Below are 19,249 nucleotides of genomic sequence, written 5' to 3' on the forward strand. Positions count from 1 at the left end.
TTATAAATAGAAGGTCCGGGCATCGATAGCCTGGCCGGTTATGCCTAAACTTTCTGAGCCGAACAAATACAGATAAATGGGAGCCAGCGATTTCATCGTCGGCAGCTTGCTTTTATCTTCCGCCGGATAAGCTCGTTTTCTTAACGGGGAATCTATCGGCCCCGGTATCAGGGTATTGACCCGGATTTTACCGAAGGCTTCATGTTCATCGGCCAGGATGTTGGCCAAGCCTTCCAGGGCTATTTTTGACACGCCGTAAGCGCCTGCATAAGCCGGAGCCTTTCTGGCGGAGGAATCAGACGTGAATACGACGGACGCATGCTCGCTCTTTTGCAGTACCGGCAACAACACCCTGCACAGTAAAAAAGGTGCATTCAGATTGACGTTTAAGGTATGCCCCCAGTCTTTGGTTTTGTGCGTGGCGATTGGAGAGAAGGCGCTGAACTCTACCGCTGAATGCAAGATGCCTTGGAGCGAGCCGTATTTCTCATCGATCTTGTCGGCTAATTCCTGATACTCGTTTTCATTGGCACCGGCCAAGTCAAACGGGTAAATGACCGGCTCCGGCGCTTTGATGGTCAAAATCGCATCGTAAACCGCTTCCAGTTTGGCGATGTTTTTATCCAGTAAAATGATGTGCGCACCGTGTTTGGCCAGCGCCAGAGCAGCAGTACTGCCAAGACCTCCGCCGGCGCCGGTAATTAAGATGACTTGATTTGTTAGCGGCATGGTAGGGAGGCTATCCAGGTTGATATTTGATCGGGCGACTCGATTAATGCATCAGCGCCCCAGGTTTCCGGGGTATCACCGGGATTAATGTAGCCGTAAACTGCGGCCAGTGTTTTCATTTGCGCATTTTTCCCGGCAATAATGTCATGCAACGCATCGCCGATATAGACGCATTCCTGCGGCTTAACATCCGCCTGTTTACAGGCCAGCAACATCGGTTCCGGATGCGGCTTGGGATTGACGGTGGTATCGCCGCTGACGATGCAGGCGGCACGCTCGGTCAGCTTTAAGGCAGCCATCAGCGGATTAGTGAAACGTTCGCGCTTGTTGGTGACCACGCCCCATTTAAGCCCTTGCGCTTCAATCGCCGCCAGCGTGTCTGCCATACCGGAGAAAAAAACCGTGTGTTCGGCAATATTGTTCTGGTAGTGAGCGAGCATGGTTTCCAGAATATCGGCCTTTAACATATCGTCAAGCGTAGGCTGACTGGCGTTAATCATGGCCGCCGCGCCATATGATATAAACGGCTTGATAATTTCAGGTATAGCAACATCAAAGCCGTGGACGTTTAGCGCGCGGTTCAGGCATGAAATCAAATCCGGCGCGGTATCCACCAGAGTACCGTCAAGGTCGAATAATACGCAGGATAATTTGAAATCGGTACACATGTTTTATTCAGGACGCTTAAAGGCAGCGATGTAATTGACGTCAATGTCTTTGCCCAGGCTGAAATGTTTACTGAACGGATTGTATTCGATCCCTACCATCCCCTGCAATTCAAGACCTGCCGCGCGCGCCGACTGGCACAGCTCCGACGGTTTGATAAAGGTTTTAAAATCATGAGTGCCTTTGGGCAGCATTTGCAGGACATATTCCGCGGCAAAGATAGCCAATAAATACGCCTTGGGTTTACGGTTGAGCGTCGAGAAAAACACCATGCCGCCGGGTTTAACCATTCTGGCGCAAGCGGAGATGATTGAACCGGGGTCAGGCACATGCTCGAGCATTTCCATGCAGGTCACATGATCGAAGCTTTCCGACTGTTGTTCGGCCAAGGCTTCGGCGCTGATTTTTTGATAATGCGCGTTAACACCGGACTCAAGTCCGTGCAGATCAGCGATGTCGATCAGGTCTTCGCTAAGATCGATACCCAACGCATCAGCGCCGTGTTTAGCCAAGCCTTCGGTTAAAATGCCGCCGCCGCAACCGACATCAACGATGCGTTTACCGGCAATATCCGCATAACGCTGGATAAACTGGAGTCGTAGCGGGTTAATATCGTGCAGGGTTTTGAATTCACCCTGGGTGTCCCACCAGCGTTCCGCCATCGAGCCGAACTTATGAATTTCGTGCGGGTGTACATTGTCTGTTGCAGTCATCGTGCTAACCATAATTTGAGGTTGAGATAGTTTACTATATTACTGGGTTATTCGTCATATGTTGTTCTGTCGAGAACTGTTTTCATGATACCTGATTTAAGCAAGACACATCCATCATAACGCCCCCCATTCATTCCTTTATTTTCGGTGATACGATCGTCTGCCGGACAAAAAAAAGGCCGATGCGTGTGCATCGGCCTTTTACTCAGCTAATCGATTTACAGCGTATTAACTGCATTCAATTCCTTAAACGCTTGCTCTAAACGAACCGCCATCGCGACTTCACCGGCACGTTGCCAGACGCGTGGATCGTAGTATTTCTTGTTTGGCTTATCGTCACCGTCCGGGTTGCCGATTTGGCCTTGCAAATAGCCTTCATTTTTTTTGTAGTAGTTCATGATGCCTTCCCAGGTTGCCCATTGGGTGTCGGTATCGATGTTCATCTTGATCACGCCGTAGCTGATCGATTCCTTGATTTCTGCCGCCGTAGAGCCTGAGCCGCCATGAAACACAAAATTCAGGGTATTGGTAGGAACCCCGAATTTTTCAGAAACGTATTTTTGTGAGTTAGCTAAGATGCTGGGCGTCAGCTTAACGTTACCCGGTTTATAAACGCCGTGAACGTTACCAAAAGAAGCGGCAATCGTGAAACGGTGGCTTATTTTGCTTAATTCATCATAAGCGTAAGCCACATCTTCAGGCTGGGTGTACAACAAAGAATGATCCAAGTCGCTGTTATCGACGCCGTCTTCTTCACCACCGGTAACACCCAATTCGATTTCCAGGGTCATACCCATTTTGGACATGCGCGCCAAATACTGACCGCAAATCTCGATGTTTTCTTTCAGGCTTTCTTCAGATAAATCCAGCATGTGCGAGCTGAATAATGGCTTGCCGGTTGCCGCAAAATGTTTTTCACCGGCATCCAACAAGCCGTCAATCCAGGGCAGCAGCTTTTTAGCAGCGTGGTCAGTGTGCAAAATGACCGGTACGCCATAAGCTTCAGCCATCGCGTGTACATGTTGAGCGCCGGAAATAGCGCCTAAAATAGCGGCTTGCTGGCCTTCAGCTTTAAAGCCTTTACCGGCAACGAATGCTGCGCCCCCATTGGAAAACTGGATAACGATAGCCGATTTAACTTTCGCGGCCGCTTCCAACGCTGCATTGATCGAATCAGTGTTGATCACATTTACCGCAGGCAATGCAAAGCTGTTTTCTTTACAAATCGCAAAGATTTTTTGTACATCATCACCAGTGACAACACCGGGCTTTACTACATCTAAAATTTTCTGTGACATTAAGGGTTCCTGTTTCAATCTGTTACGTTGAGGGTGATCAAGCCGAAAGTCATTGCGCTTGCGGAAAATGTCCGCCGCCCAATGCGGTCTGCCGACCATTATAAAGTGTGTTCATATATTAGGCTACTTGCCCGTACAGTGACCCTGTGACAATTGCCCATTATTCGGGGCTCAGCCCCTGCTACAACACATCCAATTGGGCATAAGCCAGCATCAGCCACTTGACACCGACCTGCTTGAAGTTGATCTGCACTCTTTCCTGTGCGCCATCGCCTTCCATCTGCAACACCACGCCTTCGCCGAATTTAACATGACTGACGCGTTGTCCCAGCTTGTATTTTCCTGCTATTTGCAAAGACTGCGCTTTCGGTTTTACCGAAGTTACAGGACGAGTCACGGTGGCACGCATCCTGACTTCCTGAAGATGTTCCGCCGGAATCTCGCGCAGAAAACGCGACGGCCTGGGATAAGTTTCCCGGCCGTATAAACGCCTGGATTCGGCATAGGTCAGATACAACTGCCGCATGGCGCGGGTAATGCCCACATAGCAAAGCCTACGCTCTTCTTCCAGTCGCCCGACATCATCGACGGACTGTTGCGACGGAAACAAGCCTTCTTCCATGCCGACCAGGAATACCTGCTTAAACTCCAGGCCTTTGGCCGAGTGCAGGGTCATCAGCTGCACGCAATCGTCGAAGTCATCGCCTTGCAATTCACCGGATTCCAGCGTTGCATGCGCCAGGAACATATCCAGCTCGCCCAGGTTTTCTGTGTCTTCCAGGTCCCCGATGGTGCTCGCATCGAACAGCCGCGCCGCGTTGACCAGTTCTTCCAGGTTTTCTACTTTTTCTTCGCCTTTGTCGGCCTTGTCCTTTTGGTACAACTCTTTCAGGCCGCTTTTTTCGACGATCAGCTTGACCTGTTCAAAAAGCTCCGTGCCTTCCGCCTCTCCTGCAAACTGCTTAATCAACTCCAAAAAGCCTATCAGCGCATTGGTCGCCCTTGCCGACAGGGTGCGCTGATTAATCAGCATGATCGCCGCCGCCCATAATGAAAGGCTTTGATCCCGCGCTATAGTCCGAATATCATCGATGGTTTTGGCTCCTATGCCGCGCGTCGGAGTGTTGATCACCCGTTCAAACGACGCATCGTCATTACGATTGGACATCAACCGCAAATAGGCCAGCGCGTTTTTAATTTCCATCCGCTCAAAAAAGCGCAACCCGCCGTAAACCCGGTACGGCGTGCCGGTGGTCATCAAGCGTTCTTCAAACTGGCGGGATTGGGCATTGGACCGATAAAGAATGGCGGCATCTTTGCGCATGCCGCCCTCATTCACCCAGGCCCTGATGCGCTCGACGACAAAATGGGCTTCATCCTGCTCGTTAAATGCGGCATACAAGGAAATCAAATCGCCGTCACCGGCATCGGTCCACAGCTCCTTGCCCATACGACCGTCATTGACGCTGATCACTTTGTTCGCAGCTTTGAGGATGTTACCGGTCGAACGGTAGTTCTGTTCCAGCTTGATGACCTGATGGTTCGGGTAATGCTTTTGAAAGCTGTAGATATTCTCGATTTTCGCGCCGCGCCAGCCGTAAATGGACTGATCGTCGTCACCTACCACAAAGATATTGTCCCTGCCCTCGGTCAACAGCCGCAACCAGGCATATTGTATGGTGTTGGTATCCTGAAACTCGTCGACATGAACCTGCCGGAAACGCTGCTGATAAAAATCCAGCACATCGGGATTATCGCGCAGCAATTCATGCGCCCGCAGCAGCAACTCGGCAAAATCCACCAAACCGGAGCGATCGCACAGTTCTTCATAGGCTTTATAGATGCTCAGCATTTGCCGCTGGTAGAGATCATGGGTCTCCATCATGTGCCGCGCTCGAATACCCTCGTCTTTTTGCGCATTGATATACCACTGCACCTGGCGCGGCGGCCACTTGTCGGCATCGAGATTAAGTGTAGCCAGCAGGCGCTTGATAAGCCGCAACTGGTCGCCGGAATCCATCACCTGAAACGTTTCCGGCAATTTTGCCTGTTTGGCATGGCGTCTTAACAGCCGATGCGCCACGCCGTGAAAAGTGCCGATCCACATCGATTGCGCAGACATTTTCAGCAAATCCTCAATTCTGCCGCGCATTTCTTTGGCCGCTTTATTGGTAAAGGTTACTGCCAAAATACTATGCGCAGACACGCCTTCCACCTGGATTTGCCAAGCAATGCGATGCACTAAAACACGGGTTTTTCCACTACCGGCACCGGCCAAAACCAGCATGGCTTGGGAGGGCGCGGTAACTGCCTGACGCTGGGCATCATTTAAGGGGTCTATTATTGATGTAACATCCATTAACTAAGGTACCTACTGTTAGTATTTTTTCGCTTGCACATTTTTTGGAGCTGTGTATATTGCATCAGGTTCAATAATGACAGACTGAACCGTTGCCTTGTCAAAGATAATAATAACTACACACAGAGGATTTTAAGATGAATTTTGATTTTAAACGTATGCTTAAATTTGAACATAATATTGGCGAGAAGGAAAAAAAATACCGTTTGTATGCAGGATCTGCACTTCTGGTTATTTCACTTTTCATCCCAGGCGGTGAAGTTCTTTTATTATTAGTGGGCTTGGCTCTGGTTGCAACGGGTTATTCCGGCTGGTGTCCAGTCTATTCAGGACTAAACAAAAACACCTGCGAAGCTGAAAGCGGCTCTGAAGCTGAAAGCAGCTCTGAAACTAAAGACGATTCTTCAGAGGGCTAAGCGACAAAGGCACAAGACAAAAACAGGAAGCTAGCCTTGTGCCTTTTTACCGTTTACTCTTCCTTACGAAACTCACCTTCCAACACATTATTTTCAGCCGCTTTTTCCTGCTGAAAATGCGCACTCGCTTGAACCAGATAATTTTCAATCACATATTGGGCGATTTTTTTGCGTGACTGCGGAATTAAACAGGCAAAGCCGATCAAATCGGTAATAAAACCCGGCGTTAACAATAATGCCCCTCCTACTAGAATAATGGGGCCTTCAACCATTTCATAAGCAGGCATCACGCCTTGCGCCAAACTCTCCTGAAACCGCTGAAAAGTTGCAAAGCCTTGTTGTCTCAATAGCCAGACCCCCAGTGCTGCGGTAAACACCACCAGCAAAATGGTCGGGAATGCACCAATAATTCCGCCAATCTGCAACAGCAAATAAATTTCTGCAAAAGGAATAATCAGCACGACCAGAAATAGTGTTTGAAAAATTTTCATCTAAAGTTCTCTTGTTGTAGTCATCGTCATCGTTACAATATAAGGGCAATTTCGGTTAATTTCTAGGATAATATCTGACGCACCCGTTTTTAATGACTTGTAATATGCCTGCTAACCATCTAATAATCTTCTGCACTTGCCCGGAAAAAGACACGGCAGAAAAAATAGCCCGACTGCTGGTTGAAGGTAATATTGCCGCCTGCGTTAACATCTTGCCCGGCATTACCTCCCTATATAAATGGGAGGGGAAAATCGAATCCGCCCAGGAACATCTGCTGCTGATTAAGACGCATAAAGACCACTATCCGGCTATTGAAACCGCTTTGCGCAATCATCACCCTTACGATCTACCTGAAATAATTGCCGTGCCTATTGAACACGGATTACCCGAATATCTGCATTGGATAGATTCATGCCATTCTTTAAAATAATTTTTCTCTGCTTACTGTCAATTGTCAGCCAATCCGCCTTTGCCTTAGGCGCCGACGAATTCCTGCCGCCCGACCAGGCCTTCAAGGTTTCTGCCAAAGCGCTTGCAGCCGATCGCATTGAAATTTCCTGGGACATCGCCGAAGGCTATTATCTTTACCGCAACAAGATGCGTTTTGAGTCCAAAACCCAGCAAATCCGCTTGGGCGAGCCCGATTTTCCGGCTGGACAGACTCACCATGACGAAAACTTTGGCGATGTCGTTATTTACCGCAATGCCCTGAACATCCCGGTTGCCTTAACCGTCGAAAACGGCGCGTCTTCGCTGCAACTGATGGTGCAATATCAAGGCTGCGCCGATCGGGGCATTTGCTATCCACCACAGAAAACCACGTTCGATCTGAAGCTGCCCACATCGGTTGCCAAAGCCGATCCTATTAAGCAGCTGCTAAAAGGTTCTCCAAACATAAATCTTAATTTGTTTGAAGATGACTTACTGCCACCAGACCAGGCTTTCGAGTTTTTTGCAACGGCCAAAGACGAACACACCCTGCATGTTAACTGGCAAATTGCCGACGGCTATTACCTGTATCGGGAAAAAATCCAGTTTGAATTGATCAACGCCGACGGCGTAAAACTGGGCAATTACGACATCCCCCGAGGCGCGCCCAAACAGGATGAAGCCTTCGGTCTGGTCGAAACCTTCCACAACGAACTCGGCTTCGACCTGCCGCTTATCCGTTCCGGCACATCGGCGCAAACCCTTACCCTACAGGCAAAATATCAGGGTTGCGCCGACCGCGGCGTTTGCTATCCGCCGATGAGTAAAAACATCGACTTGGCCTTACCCGTTGCGCTACAACCCTCAGCTCAACAACCTGCGGAACAGGAGCTTTCCGAACAGGATCAAATCGTACAATCCTTACACAAGGACAGCTTGCCGATAACCTTGCTCAGCTTTTTCGGCTTCGGTTTGTTGCTATCGCTGACCCCGTGTATTTTTCCAATGATTCCGATCTTATCGGGCATTATCGTCGGTCACGGCAACCGGATTACGACGGGGCGAGCCTTTTTACTGTCCCTCAGTTATGTGCTTGCCTCGGCGCTGACCTACACGGTGTTCGGCATACTCGCCGCGTTGTTCGGCAGCAACCTGCAAACCACTTTTCAACAACCCTGGATTATCGGCCTGTTCAGCGCCGTTTTTGTATTGCTGTCCCTGTCCATGTTCGGCTTTTATCATCTGGAACTGCCCAAATCATTACAGGCCAAACTGCATAATTCCAGCGAAATACACCGTGACGGTTCATTGTTGGGCGCAGCCATCATGGGCGCACTGTCCTCGCTGATCGTCGGTCCCTGCGTCGCCGCGCCGTTGGCCGGTGCGCTGATTTATATCGGTCAGACCGGCAATGCGGTGTTAGGCGGCAGCGCCTTATTTTTCTTAGGCTTAGGCATGGGTGTACCCTTGCTGTTGCTGGGCGCATCCGCCGGCAAACTGTTACCCAAGGCCGGAAACTGGCTCAACTCCACCAAGGCGGTATTCGGCGTGATCATGCTGGCGGTCGCGGTGTGGATGCTTAGCCGGATTTTGCCGGGCGAGGTGATTATGATGCTGTGGGCGATACTGTTGATATTTCCGGCCATTTACCTCAGCGCCGTCGATCCGCTGCCCGAAAACAGTTCCGGCTGGCGCAAACTGTGGAAAGGCTTAGGGCTGATGATGCTGGCTTACGGCCTGTTATTGTTGATCGGCTTCAGCCTGGGCAACAGCAACCCATTAAAGCCGCTGCAAGGACTCGGCTTAAGCACTGCACAAGCCGCAGAACCGGGCATTGTTTTTGAACGAGTCGCCTCGATAGCCGCGCTGGAAAACCGGATCAAGCAGGCTGCGGCCAACCATCAACCGGTGATGCTGGATTTTTACGCCGACTGGTGCATCTCGTGCAAGGAAATGGAAACGTATACCTTTGCCGACCCGCGTGTAAAGCAGGCGCTCAAAGGCTATGTACTGCTGCAAGCGGATGTCACTAAAAATTCGGATAATGATAAAGCCCTGCTGGAAAAATTCAGTTTGATCGGGCCACCGGCCATTTTGTTTTTCGGTTTGGATCATCAGGAAAAAACCGCCAACCGGGTCATCGGTTATCAGGATGCAGAAACCTTTATTAAATCACTGCAACGCGCCAAATCATGAAACAAACAGCCCTGATTATTATTGCCGCGCTTATTGCGCTGGGTGTTGGCATGACCACACGGCATTTTTTTCCGCCCGCTGAAAAAATCAGCCCTAGCGCTTTACCCGAATTCAACCTACCCGATTTGTCCGGCCATCGGCACACTATTTCCGAATGGCGGGGCAAGGTCTTGGTGATCAACTTCTGGGCGACCTGGTGTCCGCCTTGCCGAAAAGAAATTCCCGACTTTGTCGCCTTGCAACAGCAATATGCGGATCAAGGCCTGCAATTTGTCGGCATTGCTTTGGAGGACAAAGAACCGGTTGCCGAGTATCTCGCCACAACCAAAATCAATTACCCGATGCTATTGGGCGGCGACAATGGCATAACCCTGGCTCATCAGCTGGGCAATAGTGTTGATGCGGTTCCCTATACCCTTATTGTTAACCGGCAAGGGCAAATCATACACCGACATCCGGGGGAGTTTTCCAGAGAGCAAATAACGAAAATTATTACGCCGTTGTTAAACTAAACATCACCGGTTTAAAGTTAAAAAATGAGCACGGAACAGCAAACCAGAAAAAACATCATCGACAAAGCGCTTGAGTCCGCTGGCTGGAAGGTCAACGATCCGACGCAAGTCATACTGGAATTCGATATAAATGTAGGTTTGCCTCCGGATATATCTGAACCGCAAACACCTTACCAAGGCCACCAATTCAGCGACTATGTGCTGCTTGGTAAAGATGCCAAGCCTCTTGCAGTGGTAGAAGCAAAAAAAACCTGTAAAGACGCAGCCTTAGGCCGTGAACAAGCCAAGCAATACTGCTACAACATGCAAAAAGACAAAGGTGGAGAACTACCTTTCTGCTTTTACACAAATGGCTTGGAAATATATTTCTGGGATCTGGAAAATGGCCCGCCTCGCAAGATCGTTGGCTTCCCCACCCTTGATGATCTACAGCGTTTTAGCTACATTCGGCGAAATAAAAAATCCCTTACAGAAGAACTCATCAACACCGAAATCGCAGGGCGCGATTATCAAATCCGCGCTATTCGCGCCGTGCTTGAAGCGATTGAGCGCAAGCAGCGTGATTTTCTCTTAGTTATGGCTACCGGCACAGGTAAAACCCGTACCTGCATTGCATTGGTCGATGTGCTGATGCGTGCTAGTCATGTCGAGCGGGTATTGTTTTTAGTCGACCGTATCCCCCTGCGCGAACAAGGATTAGCCGCATTTAAAGAATATCTGCCCAACGAACCGCGCTGGCCCAAGGTAGGAGAAAAGCTGATTGCCAAAGATAGACGAATCTACATCTCTACCTACCCAACCATGCTCAACATTATTCGCGACGAATCCGGCAGCTTATCGCCGCATTTTTTCGATTTGATTGTCATTGATGAAAGTCACCGTTCCATCTACAACACTTACGGCGAAATTCTCGATTATTTCAAAGCCATTAATCTGGGACTGACAGCCACACCGACGGACGTGTTAGACCATAACACTTTCAAATTGTTTACCTGCGAAGATGGCCTGCCCACCTTTGCCTACACCTACGAGGAAGCGGTTAATAACCATCCGCCGTATCTATGCAATTTTCAGGTGATGAAAATTCAAACCAAATTCCAAATGGAAGGCATCAGCAAGCGCACCATTAGTTTGGAGGATCAGAAAAAACTTATCCTTGAAGGTAAAGATGTCGAAGAAATCAACTTCGAAGGCACCCAGCTAGAAAAACAGGTCATCAACAAAGGCACCAACACCCTTATCGTTAAAGAATTTATGGAGGAATCCATTAAAGATAGCAATGGTGTACTGCCTGGTAAAACTATCTTCTTCTGTGCCTCCATAGCTCATGCTCGCCGTATCGAAGAAATTTTCGACAAACTCTATCCTCATTATCACGGTGAACTTGCCAAGGTATTAGTCTCCGATGATCCAAGGGTTTATGGTAAAGGTGGACTACTCGACCAGTTCACCAATAATGACATGCCACGCATCGCTATCAGCGTGGATATGCTCGACACAGGTATCGACGTGCGTGAAATCGTCAACCTCGTTTTTGCCAAACCGATTTATTCCTACACCAAATTCTGGCAGATGATCGGTCGCGGCACGCGTTTACTCGAACCTAAAAAAATTAAACCCTGGTGTATCGAAAAAGATGTTTTTCTGATTCTCGACTGTTGGGACAACTTCGAATACTTCAAGCTGCAACCCAAAGGCAAAGAACTCAAGCCGCAACTGCCTTTGCCGGTGCGTCTGGTGGGTATTCGACTGGATAAAATAGAAAAAGCGCTGGAGTTAGGTTGTAAGGACATCGCCGTCAAAGAAAGCGCCATCCTGCGCCTGCAAATTCAAGAACTCCCAAAAAACTCCGTAGTCATCATCGAAGCAGCTACAGCACTGAATCAGATTGCCGACGATAACTACTGGAGCAAACTCAACGCGCAGAAAATAGAATTTCTGCACGTTGAAATCAAACCTCTTTTTAGAACAATATCGCAGGCTGATTTTAAGGCCATGCGCTTTAGCAAAGATGTACTGGAAATCTCACTGGTCTTATTAAGCAAAGAAACTTGGTCAAACGAAGAAAAAGACCAATTTGAAACGTTAAAAGATGGCTTAGTTGAACAAATCAGCGAGCTGCCTTTAACAGTGCCTATGGTGGCACGCGAAGAAAACCTGATTAAAAGCGCCCAGCAAAATTATTATTGGTCAAACTGCACCGATGTCGCGCTGGACGAACTGGCGGAAAAACTCGCCCCACTGCTGAAATTCCGCGAGCTGCAAAATCCCGGTGCAGGCCCGGTTAAACTCGACCTCACTGATATCCTGCACAACAAAGAAAGGGTGGAGTTCGGTCCGCAAAATGAAGCAGTCAGCATCACCCGCTACCGGGAAATGGTCGAGGAATTAATAACAGAACTCACCAACAACAACCCGATACTCCAGAAGATAAAAGAGGGCGCTGACATATCAGATTTTGAAGCGGAAATGTTAGCCAAGCTACTCAACGAAAAACATCCGCATATCACCGAAGACTTACTGCGCAACGTCTACAAAAACCGTAAGGCGCGATTTATCCAGTTTATCCGGCATATACTCGGCATCGAAATACTCATCAGCTTTCCTGATACCGTCAGCAAAACCTTCGATCAGTTTATAGCCGAACATACTTACCTTAACAGCCGTCAGCTGGAGTTTTTACATCTGTTAAAAAACTTTATAATCGAACGTGAAAAAGTCGAAAAACGCGACCTGATTCAAGCACCGTTTACCGTGATCCATCCTCATGGTATACGCGGCGTATTTAGCCCCAGCGAAATCAACGACATTTTAAAGCTTACCGAAAGATTTGCCGCATGAGTAAGCGCGACCGTAAAACTACCCAAAAAGAACTGGAGTATAATCAAAAACCAAGCAAGCTTTAACGGTTTATTGGGAGGCTTTCATACCCTGTACCATAATCCTTTACTACGATTAAATAACTGAAAACAATAACCCACAATAGAGGTACATTATGTTAGTTGATACCGCCGAACTCGTCTCTATCGCAGAAACCTTGCCGATAGAATTAAAAATACAGCTTATCGACAAATTGCTGAGCAGCTTGAACCCATCTCAAAGTAATATTGATGCACTATGGCAACAAGAAGCTGAAAAAAGATTGCAAGCTATCCAAACAGGCGACGTTATTCCCGAAGATGGAGAACAAGTATTTGCGCAAATTTGGCAACGGCTTGAGCCATGAAATATGTTTTTCATCCGTAAGCCAGACGAGAGCTAAATCGAGCGATAGACTACTACGAAGACTGTAAGAAAGGCCTAGGTAAAGCCTTTGCCAAAGAGGTTTACGATGCGATTCAAAGAATCATTGAATTTCCAGACGCATGGAGTTTGTTATCCGTTAACACGCGGCGATGCTTAACACGTCGCTTTCCGTTCGGCATTATTTATCAACCTTTATCAGATAAAGCCCTGATTCTTGCTGTGGCTCAACTTAATAGAAAGCCCGATTATTGGATGAGTCGGGGTGAAGAAAATAAACAATGACCCCCAAAATTACCTGAATGCACACCGTCACCGTGACCATTTATAAAGCGACTACTGGCAAGTTATCGATTAGATAACGCATCATCCATCAGGAAACCTAATGCTACAAAACAACCCCGCCCTCAAAAGCAAAATCGACCAACTCTGGAACAAATTCTGGAGTGGCGGCATTTCCAATCCGCTGACCGCCATCGAGCAAATTACCTATTTGCTGTTTATGAAACGTCTGGATGATCTGGATTTAAAACAACAGGCCGACGCCGAATTTACTGGTGATAAATTCACCTCGCGTTTTGCCGGAACCTGGATTCCGCCTGAGCATCGTGACAAAGCAGCAGAAGATCAAAAACCGTTTGCCGTTGATAAAAACTCCTTGCGCTGGAGCGAATTCAAACGCATGTCAGCAGAACCCATGCTTACCCATGTGCAAACAAAAGTCTTCCCTTTCTTAAAAGATTTGAACGGAAAGGAATCCAGCTTTACTCATCACATGAAAAACGCGGTGTTCGTTATCCCCAAACCCATGTTATTGGTGGAAGCGGTTAAAACCATCGACGAAATGTATGGCGAGATGGAAAATGACTCACAAGAGAAAGGCCAGGCGTTTCAGGATATACAGGGCGATGTTTACGAATACCTGTTGTCTGAAATTGCCTCCGCCGGTAAAAACGGCCAGTTCCGCACGCCACGCCATATCATCAAACTCATTGCCGAACTGGTGCAACCGCAACTGGGTCACCGTATAGCTGATCCAGCCTGTGGCTCCGGCGGTTTCCTGCTGGGCGCTTATCAATACATCGTCACCCAGTTAGCGGTTAAAGCCGCCAAAAATAACGATAGCAGCGCGGCACAGCTGCAAACCGACGAAGACGGATTCAAGCGTACCTCGGTCAGTGCCAGTCTGACCGAAAATGCCAAACGCATTCTCAACGAAAGTTTATGGGGTTATGACATCGACAGCACCATGGTGCGCTTAGGGCTAATGAACCTGATGATGCACGGCATCGACGAGCCGCATATCGATTACAAAGACACGCTCAGCAAAAGCTTTGACGAAGCCAATCACTACGACATCATCATGGCCAATCCGCCCTTTACTGGCAGTATCGACAAAGGCGACATCAACGAAGACTTAAACCTTGGTACCACCAAAACAGAGCTGCTGTTTATCGAAAACATCTACCGCCTGCTAAAAAAAGGCGGCACTGCCGGAGTGATTATTCCGCAGGGGGTATTGTTCGGTTCCGGCAAAGCGTTTGTAGAAGCGCGTAAAATCCTGGTGGATCGCTGCGATTTAAAAGCCGTGATTACGCTGCCCAGCGGCGTCTTTAAACCCTATGCTGGAGTCAGCACCGCCATTTTGTTATTCACCAAAGCCTACGATAAGCAAGATAAGGTCGATGAGCCTGCCACACAACAGGTCTGGTTTTATGATATGAATAACGATGGCTATACACTGGATGACAAACGCAACAAGCTGGAAGGCTTTGGTGATTTACAGGACATTGTGGCGAAATACCACAGCCGCAAGCCTGAGCAAGCCTCGGATCGCACGCAGAAATTCTTTAGCGTGCCACGACAGGAAATCGTCGATGAAAACTACGATCTCAGCTTAAGCCGGTACAAGGAAGATGTGTTTGAAGAAATTCACTATGAAAAGTCGGAGATGATTTTGCAGAAATTACTTGCTAGTGAGATCGGTGAGAATTTAGATATGCAGGCGCTAGGCAAGATTCAGGGTGGGATTGTTAAAGAGCTGTTGGAATTGAAGGGGATGGTGGGATGAAAAAGGAAAACCTAGGTGATCTCTGCGAGATTATCATGGGAAGCACTCCAGCAAGAAACACCTCTGAATATTGGGGAAAAGGCCATCCTTGGGTGTGCATCGCAGATTTAAAGGAAAAATACCTAAAATACACAAAAGAAGAAATCACACAAACAGCCGTTGAAAATGCCCGCTGTAGATTAATTCCAAAAGGAACTTTATTGTTCAGCTTTAAGTTGAGCATTGGCAAGATGGCTTTTGCTAGTCGCGATCTCTATACCAATGAGGCTATTGCGGCTCTGATAGTTAAAGACAAAAATAAATTATCATCTGATTATTTATTTTATGCCTTAAAAGCGGCGAGACTTGTTGGTTCAAATCAAGCCGCAATGGGCAAAACGTTAAACTCAAAATCTTTGGCAATAATTAAAATTCCGTTACCAGACAACCTCACTGACCAAGCCCGCATCGCCACCCTGCTCAGTCGCGTCGAGATGCTCATTGTCACTCGCAAAGACAACCGGCGTCTGCTGGATGACTTTCTGAAAAGTACGTTTTTGGAAATGTTTGGCATTCTCCATGCTGATTACAAAAAATGGACACCTCACAAACTGAGTGATCTTACTGAGATAGTATCTGGAGCAACAAAAGGGAAAAAATATAAAGACGAAGAGATGGTTGAAGCTCCTTATATGAGGGTTGCAAATGTCCAAGATGGACATCTGAATTTGAATGAGATTAAGACAATTTTTGTCTCTGAAAGTGAATTTAAGCGCTACTTGCTAAAAAAAGGTGACATTCTTCTTACCGAGGGTGGCGACCCCGACAAGCTGGGAAGAGGTTCAGTTTGGGAAGAAGAGATTAAAAATTGCATTCATCAAAATCACATTTTTCGAGTACGGATAACAAACACAAAATTGTTAAATCCTTACTTCCTGAGCGCACTAGCAGGATCAGTTTACGGGAAGACTTATTTTCTCAAGGCTGCGAAGCAAACTACGGGGATTGCGTCGATCAATTCAACTCAGCTGAAAAACTTTCCGCTGTTTTTACCGCCAATCGAATCCCAAAATCAATTCGCAGCCATCGTCGAAAAAGTAGAATCCCTAAAAAACCACTACCAGCAAAACCTGACCGAACTGGAAAACCTCTACGGCACACTCAGCCAAAAAGCCTTTAAAGGGGAACTGGATTTAACTCGTATTCCATTGAACCACAAAATATTCGCAGACCTCGAAAATGATATAAATGAAGTCGTTGTACCCGAGAACATCAGCGCTACTCTGACAACCCTAAATGCGTTTAATCAAAGTGCAACTAGCCTTAAAGCTATTGAGAGAGCAGCGCGTGTTTCATTATTCGATCTGGCACAACTCGAATCAGTAAAACAAGCAGCGGCTCAACTTGCCGCCTACCGTTCTCCTCTTGAACAACTAAAGAATATGTCGACTATTACTTCGGCCATGGAGCAGATCGAATCGGTCATGAAGCCATTAAATCTCAGTCAATTTGATTCTATCTCCAACAGTGTCGAAATAGCTCGTAACATGGCTTCCGCTATACCCAAGATTGATATGGGCTGGCTTGAACAACATAACGATGCGTTGAAACACGCTACCGCACCTTTTGAGTCTATGCGTTCAACCATGGCAAAGTTCGAATCATTAAATTACGATCGGATTAATTCTATTGCCAAAAAAATGGAATCGGCTCTTGGTCATACAACAGCTATCCCAAAGTTTGACAATGGATTATCTGATCAATACAGCGAAGCACTCAGAAAAATAACTGATCCTTTTGGAGATATGCGTAACGCTGTGGAGCGAGCAAGTACATCTAGCATATACACTCAACACTTAGAAGCTGCCAATCGGCTACACAGTTCCATTCCGGATTTCTCCTCTTGGCAAAAACTAGCCCACGATCCACTGGCCATGTATTTGGAAGAGTACAACGAGCAGTCCTTTCATCAAGAAGATGTCATAGACATTCTGTCCAATGAGGTTAAACCAATATCATTCGATACTTTGATGCAGCAGCTTAACGAGTTGGAAACGGTCGACTTCATGGGATATGAAACAATCAAGACCATCCTCTTCGACTTATTGGCAGAAAATCTAGTGATGCAAGTTTTCGACGAAAAACAAAAAATCCTACTGTTTTCTTTAGTTGAAAATGGATCAGAGGAATGAAACTGTTACGGCTGAAACTCAACGAGCCTTTTCGTAGCTTGCAAGAAGGCTTTGAGCTGTATTTTTTGCGCGATTGGGATCGTTCCGAAAGTACCGATGTCACCGATAGGGAGTTTTCACCTTACATTCTGGCAGGCCCTAATGGCAGCGGCAAATCCAATGTGCTAGAAGTGCTGGCAGCGATTTTTTATCACCTTGAATGTCAGTATCTAACTTACCGCCCAGAGATCTTTGCTTTTGACGAAGATACTAATCCCCATGGCTTTAGTGAAGAATATGCACAACCGAACGCCTTTGAACTAGAGTATTTGATTCCTACCCCTGACAGGCTACAGGAAGGCGGGGCAGATTTGACGGCACATATAAAGATCGTTAAAACCCCTGATAGCGGTGCTCAACTATTATGGCTCAATAACCCAGCGTTTGGCGAAGAAATGCCGTTATCACGACTCGATGCAGTGGAAATGTTACCGGAGTTTGTGTTGGGTTATTCCTCAGGTGAGAACGAAATTCTTAGCCTGCCGTTTTTTAAAATGCGTTTTATCCAACTGGATGAATATCTGGATACGCTTAAGCAGGATTTGCCCTATGCAGGCAGGCCGGAATCCAGGCAAATCTATCTGGATAATGCTTTTAGTCAGGCTATTTTGTTGTGTAATTTGTTGTTTGAAGATGATGAAACACTTGCGCCATTTAAGCAGGATGTAGGTATAGGAGACTTACAGGAATTTCGTATTATTCTGAAAAAACGCATTGAGATTTCTGCCGAGCAAGCCAAGCTATATCCAGAAGGTTTTTTGATAGTTGAGGAAACTGACACAGAAGTCAAAAGCTACTTTTTACCCATACTGGAAAAGTTTGAATCAGAACCAGAACCAGAACCAAATTCAGCGCTCATTTTTGAGCCGGTTATTAACCGTTTGCGACGCTGTGCAACCAGTTATTTTCAAGATGACGAAACTGGCTGCCTGTATTTGGACTATTTGGTTAATGATGCGACCAGGGAAGCCTTTAAAGACAACTTTGCCTCGGCGATTGATTTGTTTCAGTCATTTCGTATTTTACTGACGCTAAACTTGTATTCCGTAAGCGACAGCTTAAAAAAAGACCTCTACAGATCTAATAGCTTATATGCGAATGAAACCATCCCCACCTTGCCTTCCGATGAACGCATTATGCGCTTTAAATTTGTGAAGTTTAACAAGACCGATGTGCCCAATGCCGTCATGCTGAAAGACCTTTCCGACGGCGAGCATCAATTTTTACATAGCCTGGGTCTTTGCTTGCTGTTTAAAAATTCCAACAGCCTATTTCTGTTGGACGAGCCGGAAACCCACTTTAACCCCGATTGGCGCTCCAAGTTCATTTCCCGATTGCGTGATTGTTTTAAGTCTATGGATTCCAAATTGGATGAAAAGAACGTTCAACGCGAAATGCTGATTACCACCCATACGCCGTTTTTGATTTCCGATAGCAAGCCGGAACAAGTGCTGGTGTTCTCAAAAGAGGACAGTGTCGTTGATGTTAAGCGCCCAGACTACAATACGCTCGGTGCTTCCATTAACAAGATCACCTTGAGCACTTTTGGCAAAAAGGAAACCATTGGCGGCTTTGCGCAGCAAGAAATGGAGAAGTTAAAAAACCGCTTTGAACAAGGCAGGTATTCAGATACGGATCATGACAAACATGCCTTGATTGATGAGATCAACCAGCAACTAGGTGATTCAGTTGAAAAGGTGCTTTTTATAAAAACCATTCTGGACAGCATGGCTGACACAAAAGGGACTGAAGACTAATGTTATTTCCCTATACCTATGTGCCGCATTCTATAGTTTCTCAGGTAAATAATTTCCAAGCCACTACAGTAAAATTCACGCAGGGATTGCGAAATCTTCACGCATTTTCTTCATGACACACAAAACTTTACTGGCATCTTGCATATACGTCTTGAAAG

General features: G+C 47.0%; 15 protein-coding genes and 1 pseudogene. 10 read left to right on the forward strand and 6 right to left on the reverse strand.

What is annotated here, in order from left to right; all coding sequences use genetic code 11:
* From RW114_RS11555 to uvrD, 5 genes are all read right to left on the reverse strand, one after another.
* Positions 1 to 729, reverse strand: coding sequence for an SDR family NAD(P)-dependent oxidoreductase (locus RW114_RS11555; protein WP_340122906.1), 729 nt, complete (start codon positions 727 to 729; stop codon positions 1 to 3).
* Positions 720 to 1,397 carry an HAD family hydrolase gene (locus RW114_RS11560; RefSeq protein WP_340122907.1) on the reverse strand — a complete coding sequence of 226 codons (678 nt, stop codon included), beginning with the start codon at positions 1,395 to 1,397 and terminating at the stop codon, positions 720 to 722. Before RW114_RS11560 ends, RW114_RS11555 begins: the two co-directional genes overlap by 10 nt.
* A gap of 3 nt (positions 1,398 to 1,400) precedes the next feature.
* Positions 1,401 to 2,108: a bifunctional 2-polyprenyl-6-hydroxyphenol methylase/3-demethylubiquinol 3-O-methyltransferase UbiG gene (ubiG, locus tag RW114_RS11565; protein WP_340122908.1), complete on the reverse strand. Its 708-nt coding sequence runs from the start codon at positions 2,106 to 2,108 to the stop codon at positions 1,401 to 1,403.
* 218 nt (positions 2,109 to 2,326) lie between these two features.
* Complete coding sequence (gene fbaA, locus RW114_RS11570; protein WP_340122909.1) at positions 2,327 to 3,406, reverse strand: class II fructose-bisphosphate aldolase; 1,080 nt, start codon at positions 3,404 to 3,406, stop codon at positions 2,327 to 2,329.
* A 181-nt stretch (positions 3,407 to 3,587) separates the two neighbouring features.
* On the reverse strand, positions 3,588 to 5,765 hold the full coding sequence (uvrD, locus tag RW114_RS11575; RefSeq protein ID WP_340122910.1) for a DNA helicase II: 2,178 nt from the start codon (positions 5,763 to 5,765) through the stop codon (positions 3,588 to 3,590).
* Positions 5,766 to 5,902: 137 nt separating this feature from the next.
* On the opposite strand from uvrD, the gene RW114_RS11580 reads away from it, so the two are divergent.
* Entirely contained in the window at positions 5,903 to 6,181 is a 279-nt protein-coding gene (locus tag RW114_RS11580; protein WP_340122911.1) for a YgaP family membrane protein, read from the forward strand.
* A 53-nt stretch (positions 6,182 to 6,234) separates the two neighbouring features.
* On the opposite strand, the gene RW114_RS11585 is transcribed toward RW114_RS11580, so the two are convergent.
* A complete protein-coding gene (locus RW114_RS11585) occupies positions 6,235 to 6,672 on the reverse strand; it encodes an FxsA family protein (RefSeq protein ID WP_340122912.1) in 438 nt (145 codons plus the stop codon).
* A 104-nt stretch (positions 6,673 to 6,776) separates the two neighbouring features.
* On the opposite strand from RW114_RS11585, the gene cutA reads away from it, so the two are divergent.
* The 9 genes and pseudogenes from cutA to RW114_RS11630 all read left to right on the forward strand — a co-directional run bounded on the left by cutA (position 6,777) and on the right by RW114_RS11630 (position 19,091).
* Positions 6,777 to 7,103 (forward strand): divalent-cation tolerance protein CutA, encoded by a 327-nt coding sequence (gene cutA / locus RW114_RS11590; protein WP_340122913.1) that lies wholly within the window; start codon positions 6,777 to 6,779, stop codon positions 7,101 to 7,103.
* Positions 7,085 to 9,298: a protein-disulfide reductase DsbD gene (gene dsbD / locus RW114_RS11595; RefSeq protein WP_340122914.1), complete on the forward strand. Its 2,214-nt coding sequence runs from the start codon at positions 7,085 to 7,087 to the stop codon at positions 9,296 to 9,298. Before cutA ends, dsbD begins: the two co-directional genes overlap by 19 nt.
* Positions 9,295 to 9,810 carry a TlpA family protein disulfide reductase gene (locus tag RW114_RS11600; RefSeq protein WP_340122915.1) on the forward strand — a complete coding sequence of 172 codons (516 nt, stop codon included), beginning with the start codon at positions 9,295 to 9,297 and terminating at the stop codon, positions 9,808 to 9,810. The genes dsbD and RW114_RS11600 overlap by 4 nt, the downstream gene beginning before the upstream one ends.
* A gap of 24 nt (positions 9,811 to 9,834) precedes the next feature.
* Complete coding sequence (locus RW114_RS11605; RefSeq protein ID WP_340122916.1) at positions 9,835 to 12,651, forward strand: type I restriction endonuclease subunit R; 2,817 nt, start codon at positions 9,835 to 9,837, stop codon at positions 12,649 to 12,651.
* A gap of 154 nt (positions 12,652 to 12,805) precedes the next feature.
* Positions 12,806 to 13,036: an addiction module protein gene (locus tag RW114_RS11610; protein ID WP_340122917.1), complete on the forward strand. Its 231-nt coding sequence runs from the start codon at positions 12,806 to 12,808 to the stop codon at positions 13,034 to 13,036.
* Between the two features lie 32 nt (positions 13,037 to 13,068).
* Positions 13,069 to 13,338: pseudogene (locus RW114_RS11615) on the forward strand (type II toxin-antitoxin system RelE/ParE family toxin); the annotation flags it as partial.
* A gap of 100 nt (positions 13,339 to 13,438) precedes the next feature.
* Complete coding sequence (locus tag RW114_RS11620; RefSeq protein WP_340122918.1) at positions 13,439 to 15,124, forward strand: type I restriction-modification system subunit M; 1,686 nt, start codon at positions 13,439 to 13,441, stop codon at positions 15,122 to 15,124.
* Entirely contained in the window at positions 15,121 to 17,295 is a 2,175-nt protein-coding gene (locus RW114_RS11625; protein ID WP_340122919.1) for a restriction endonuclease subunit S, read from the forward strand. The genes RW114_RS11620 and RW114_RS11625 overlap by 4 nt, the downstream gene beginning before the upstream one ends.
* Positions 17,292 to 19,091 carry a restriction system-associated AAA family ATPase gene (locus RW114_RS11630; RefSeq protein WP_340122920.1) on the forward strand — a complete coding sequence of 600 codons (1,800 nt, stop codon included), beginning with the start codon at positions 17,292 to 17,294 and terminating at the stop codon, positions 19,089 to 19,091. Before RW114_RS11625 ends, RW114_RS11630 begins: the two co-directional genes overlap by 4 nt.
* The last annotated feature ends 158 nt before the right edge of the window (positions 19,092 to 19,249 follow it).

The organism is Methylobacter svalbardensis (assembly GCF_037671525.1).
Lineage (GTDB): Bacteria > Pseudomonadota > Gammaproteobacteria > Methylococcales > Methylomonadaceae > Methylobacter_A > Methylobacter_A svalbardensis.